Source organism: Streptomyces sp. NPDC004561 (assembly GCF_053602155.1).
This window is the reverse complement of record NZ_JBSGDB010000592.1, coordinates 1-4,644: the sequence shown is the minus strand read 5'-3', so window position 1 is coordinate 4,644 and position 4,644 is coordinate 1. Positions and strand designations below refer to the sequence as shown.

4 protein-coding genes and 1 pseudogene are annotated in these 4,644 nt (G+C 70.1%); 2 read left to right on the top strand and 3 right to left on the bottom strand.

The window, feature by feature from the left end:
• Positions 1-487: pseudogene (locus tag ACWEN3_RS41480) on the top strand (MFS transporter); the annotation flags it as partial.
• Between the two features lie 106 nt (positions 488-593).
• On the opposite strand, the gene ACWEN3_RS41475 reads toward ACWEN3_RS41480, so the two are convergent.
• The 3 genes from ACWEN3_RS41475 to ACWEN3_RS41465 all read right to left on the bottom strand — a co-directional run bounded on the left by ACWEN3_RS41475 (position 594) and on the right by ACWEN3_RS41465 (position 4,076).
• The gene (locus ACWEN3_RS41475) at positions 594-2,534 is read right to left on the bottom strand and encodes a S53 family peptidase (RefSeq protein ID WP_452982405.1); all 1,941 of its coding nucleotides are present in this window, start codon (positions 2,532-2,534) and stop codon (positions 594-596) included.
• 232 nt (positions 2,535-2,766) lie between these two features.
• Positions 2,767-3,402, bottom strand: coding sequence for a DUF305 domain-containing protein (locus tag ACWEN3_RS41470; RefSeq protein ID WP_452982402.1), 636 nt, complete (start codon positions 3,400-3,402; stop codon positions 2,767-2,769).
• The gene (locus ACWEN3_RS41465; RefSeq protein ID WP_452982399.1) at positions 3,402-4,076 is read right to left on the bottom strand and encodes a DUF3105 domain-containing protein; all 675 of its coding nucleotides are present in this window, start codon (positions 4,074-4,076) and stop codon (positions 3,402-3,404) included. Before ACWEN3_RS41465 ends, ACWEN3_RS41470 begins: the two co-directional genes overlap by 1 nt.
• A gap of 142 nt (positions 4,077-4,218) precedes the next feature.
• On the opposite strand from ACWEN3_RS41465, the gene ACWEN3_RS41460 reads away from it, so the two are divergent.
• A partial coding sequence (locus ACWEN3_RS41460) for an RrF2 family transcriptional regulator (protein WP_452982396.1) occupies positions 4,219-4,644 on the top strand: 426 nt, incomplete at its 3' end.

Below are 4,644 nucleotides of genomic sequence, written 5' to 3'. Positions count from 1 at the left end.
CGCCGGTCTCCTCGACCACCAGGTACTCGGTGGCCGGGGTGGCCCGGAGGGTGTCCAGGAGCTCTTCCCCGGCATGTTCGGCGGGCTGGCCTCGCTGGCGGCCGTGCTGCTGCTCTTCCCCGTGCTGATGCGGGCGGAGTGGAGCGCGGCCCTCGGGGTCGCCCTGCTGGGCATGGCGGCGTTCGTCACCGGCTCCCCGCTCCAGCTGATGGTCATGGAGAAGGCCGCCGCGGCCCCCTCCCTCGCCTCCTCCGCCAACCAGGCGGCCTTCAACCTGGCCAACGCGGGCGGTGCCTGGATCGGCGGCCTGGCGCTCGCCGCGGGCTTCGGCGCGACCTCTCCCGCCGTCGCCGGAGCGGCGCTGGCCGTCCTCGGGCTGGGCGTGGCGAGCGTGGCGTACGCGGTGGACCGGCGCCGGGAGGTCGCCCACCTCGGCCGGGTGGTCGCCTCCCACGTCCCGGAGCAGACCCGGACGTTCACCCACTGAGGTCCTGCGCGCACGTCCGCTCTCGCGCACATGACGAAGGGGCACCCGGAGTTCACCGGGTGCCCCTTCTGCGCTCAGCTCAGCGGATCAGCCGATCCGCGCCGGCTCAGTGCTTGCGGTACGACTGGACGTAGCCGTCGGCGGGCGAACCCACGCCGGTCACGTCGTCGTAGCCCTTGACCGCGGACAGCGAGCTGTCCTTGCCGAGGCTGCGGACCGAGTACAGCAGGCCGTTGGAGGCGTCCATGCCGTTGGCGAAGTCCACACGGGCGACCGCCAGGCCGGAGCCCGTCGGGTTGTCCGTGACGTCGTGGAAGACGCCCTGCTTGCCGTACTTGGCGTAGATCGCCGGGTTGGCGAAACCGATCGCCTTGCCCTTGGCCTCTTCGGCCAGGGCCTGGATCGCGGCGATGGTCGGCGCGGCCAGCGAGGTGCCGCCGATGCGGTACTCGCTGTACTTCTGCGACCCGTCCGGGAAGGTCTGGGTCTGGCCGACCAGGAAGCCGGTGTTCGGGTCGGCGATCGCCGAGATGTCCGGGACGACGCGGTTGCCGGCGGCGTTGTTGGCCTTGGCGAGCGAGTCCGGGACGATGCCCTTCTGGTAGAAGGGCTCGGCGACCGTGCTGCTGGTGCCGCCGCCCGCGCCCGAGGTGAAGGCGCCGGGGAAGTTGTTCCAGCTCTTGCCGTCGGCCGACAGGGTCGCCTTCTCGGTGCCCCAGCCGGTCTCCCACTGGTACTTGTCGCCCTTGCCGACGGCCAGCGAGGTACCGCCGACCGCGGTCACCCACGCCGAGTTGGCCGGGGTGTCGACCTGCTTCGTACCGGTGTGGGCGACCTCGTCGCCGTTGTCACCGGAGGAGAAGTAGAAGCCGATGCCCTGCACCGCGCCCAGCTGGAAGACCTGGTCGTACGCGGCCGCGAGGTCCGGCGTCTGGTTGGCCTCGATGTCGCCCCAGGAGTTGGAGACGATGTCGGCCAGGTGGTTGTCGACGACCTTGCTGAGCGAGTCGAGCAGGTCGTTGTCGTAGCAGGACGCGGCGCCCACGTAGGTGACGTCGGCCTGCGGCGCGACCGCGTGCACGGCCTCGACGTCGAGGGTCTCCTCGCCGTACCAGCCGGCCGCGCTGCACTCCTGCGTCTTGGTGTAGCTGTTCGGCAGCACCTGGTGCAGCTGGCTGGTCTTCCAGGCCGCGTCACCGTGCTTCAGCGCGTACTTGCCCGCGTCGTAGGCGATGGTCGGCGAGGCGTAGGCGTCGGTGATGGCGACGCGGACGCCCTTGCCGGTGTAGTCGCCCGCGCCGTAGGCGGCGCGCAGCTGCTTGCCGGTGTAGCCCTTGATCGCGTACGGGATCTTGCCGCCGTACGCGTCCGGCAGCGTGCTCGCGACGTTCGAGCCGTAGTACGAGGAGAACGGCCCGGAGTTCTTGAACACGGCGTCCGGAGGCGGCAGCTGGTCGTCGTGGTTCGCCTTGTGCGGGGCGTTGTCCAGACCGGTGACCGTCAGGATCGCGGACTTCAGGCTCGCCGGGACGGAGGCCGTCTGCGCCGGGGCGCGGTAGGTCTTCGAACCCTTGGCGAAGTTGTGGAGCTGGGTGCCGAACGCCTTCTCGGCGGCGGCCACGTCACCGGAGACGGCGACGTAGTGCTGGGTGACCTCGGTGACCTTCAGGCCGGCGGAGCGCAGCCAGGTCTTCACGGCTTCCACCTGGGCCTTGGTGGCTCCGAAGCGGGCCTGCGCCGACTTGGCGCTCAGGTACTTGCCGTACAGCGGCGAGCTGGGGTCGGACACGGCCTTGGCGTAGGCGGCGAGGCCCGTCGCGTCCTTGCCGGCCAGGTAGACCCGGGCGTTCATCTGGGCGCTGTTCGAGGTCGCGCCCTTGTCCGCCTTGGCCGTGGCCCAGAGCGGCTTCGTTCCCTTCAGTGCGTCTCGTGCGGGGCTGTCCGCGGCGTGTGCCGCGGGTATGCCCAGCGCCAGCGCACCGGCGATCATGGGCAGTGTCGCTGCCATGCTCACACCGGCACGCATCTTGGCGCGGTTGGATCTCATAGAACCCCCTGCGATGCGGTTCGCATGCATGTAGTGGTAGGTGCCACGCGACTCCGGGCGCCGGCCCGCGGCGGTACGGCCGACGAATGGATCACGTGATGGGGGCCACTCTTACGATGAACCGTTCATGCCAGGGGAACGTAATGGTCAAGAGAAGCTCAAGTAACCGTCAGCTAGGGCGAATTACCCCTTTTGCCATTACGGCCGCATAACGAAGCGTCCCGCGCGCTGTTCACGAACGCGGCTTCGCTCCGCGCTCCTTGAGCATCCCCGCCATCACCTGCAGCTCGGACTGCTGCGCGTCGACCATGCCCTGCGCGAGCCGCTTCTCCACGCCGACGGTGCACTTGGCGACACAGCCCTCGGCCATGTGGATCCCGCCCTTGTGATGGTCCGTCATCAGCTGGAGGTAGAGGATCTCGGCCTGCTTGCCGTTCAGCGTCTGGAGCTTCTTCAGCTCCGTGTTCGTCGCCATGCCCGGCATCAGCGAACCGTCCCCGCGCTCGGGCATGCCGCCCATGCCCATCCAGGTCATCGGGGGGTCGGCCGACACCTTCGGCAGGTTCCACAGATCCAGCCAACCGAGCAGCATGCCGCGCTGGTTGGCCTGCGTCTGCGCGATGTCGTAGGCGAGCCGCCGCACTTCCGGATTCTTCGTGCGGTCCCGGACGATGTACGACATCTCGACGGCCTGCTGGTGGTGCACGGCCATGTCCCGCGCGAAGCCGGCGTCCGCCGACTCCGCGCCCGGCGTCCTCGTGGCGGAGCCGCCGCCCGAGCCCTCGGCGGCCGCGTAGGTGATCGCGCCGGCCGCGACGAGCACCGCCGCCGCGGCACCCGTGATCCAGCCGATGTGCTGCCGCCGCACTACATCGCCCCGCTGGTGCAGGCGGCCCCCGGCTCCGGTGTCTGCGAGCCCTGGACGTAGGAGGCGAAGAACTTGTTCACCTCGGGGTCGCTCGCGCTCTTCACGGTCACCTGGTGGCCCCACGCCGACAGCACCAGCGGGGCGGACTGGTTCTCGTACGGGCTCATCAGCGAGTACGGCGTCTTCTTCACCTTGGCCGCGAGCGCGTCCACGTCCGCCTTGCTCGCCTTGGCGGTGTACGTCACCCAGACCGCGCCGTGCTCCAGCGAGTGCACCGCGTTCTCGTCCTGCAGCGTCTTGGTGTAGACGGTGCCGTCGCAGGTCGCCCAGACGGGGTTGTGGTTGCCGCCGACCGGCGGGTGCATCGGGTACGTCACCTTGGTCGTCACGTGCGTCCGGGACAGCTTGCCGGTCCAGGTGCGCACGCCGTCCTTGCCGGTGACGAAGTGCCCGGCGTCCCCGGAGTTCTTGCTGTCACCGCTCGCCGTCGAGTCCTTCTTGCCGGACTGCGAGTTCACGAGGACCACACCGCCGACGACGAGTCCGGCGACGACCACCACGGACGCTGCGACGGCGAGCACCCGGTTGCGGCGCTCGCGGGCACGCTCGGTGCGCCGCATCTCCTCGATGCGCGCCTTGCGCGCCGCGCTGCTGCTGTTCTTGGCGGAACCCATGAGGCTTTTGTCCTTCTGGGGAAAGTGACGGACGGGAGGGGTGGGGCTCGCTGATCGTAGTGCGGGAGAGGGGGCCCCAAGCAGGGAGGGCGCAGGAAAGGGAAAATTTGAACCCTGGATGCGCATTACATACGCTCGTGGTATGCGGCTGCTTCGCTCCACCGACCTGGCCCTGCGCATTCTGATGCGGCTGGCCGTCGTCGCCGACGCCATGCCCGCGACGCGGCAGGTCGCGGCGGACATGGACGTGCCCTACACACATGCCGCGAAGGTCGTCGCCGAGCTCCAGCACCTGGGCCTGGTCGACGCCCGCCGCGGCCGGGGCGGCGGGCTCGCACTCACCGAGCGGGGCCGCACGGCGTCGGTCGGCGCGGTGGTCCGCACCTTCGAGGGCGACGGTGAGGTCGTCGAGTGCGAGGGCGCGACCCCCTGCCCCCTGAACTCCGCCTGCCGCCTGCGCGGCGCCCTGCGCCGGGCCCAGGAAGCCTTCTACGCGGCGCTGGACCCGATCACCCTCGGGGACCTCGTCGCCGGCCCGACGGGCCCTCTGCTCCTCGGCATCTCCCGC

Coding starts and splice junctions, on each gene's coding strand:
- ACWEN3_RS41475 (WP_452982405.1), bottom strand. CDS start 2,534: ATGAGATCCAACCGCGCCAAGATGCGTGCCGGTGTGAGCATGGCAGCG.
- ACWEN3_RS41465 (WP_452982399.1), bottom strand. CDS start 4,076: ATGGGTTCCGCCAAGAACAGCAGCAGCGCGGCGCGCAAGGCGCGCATC.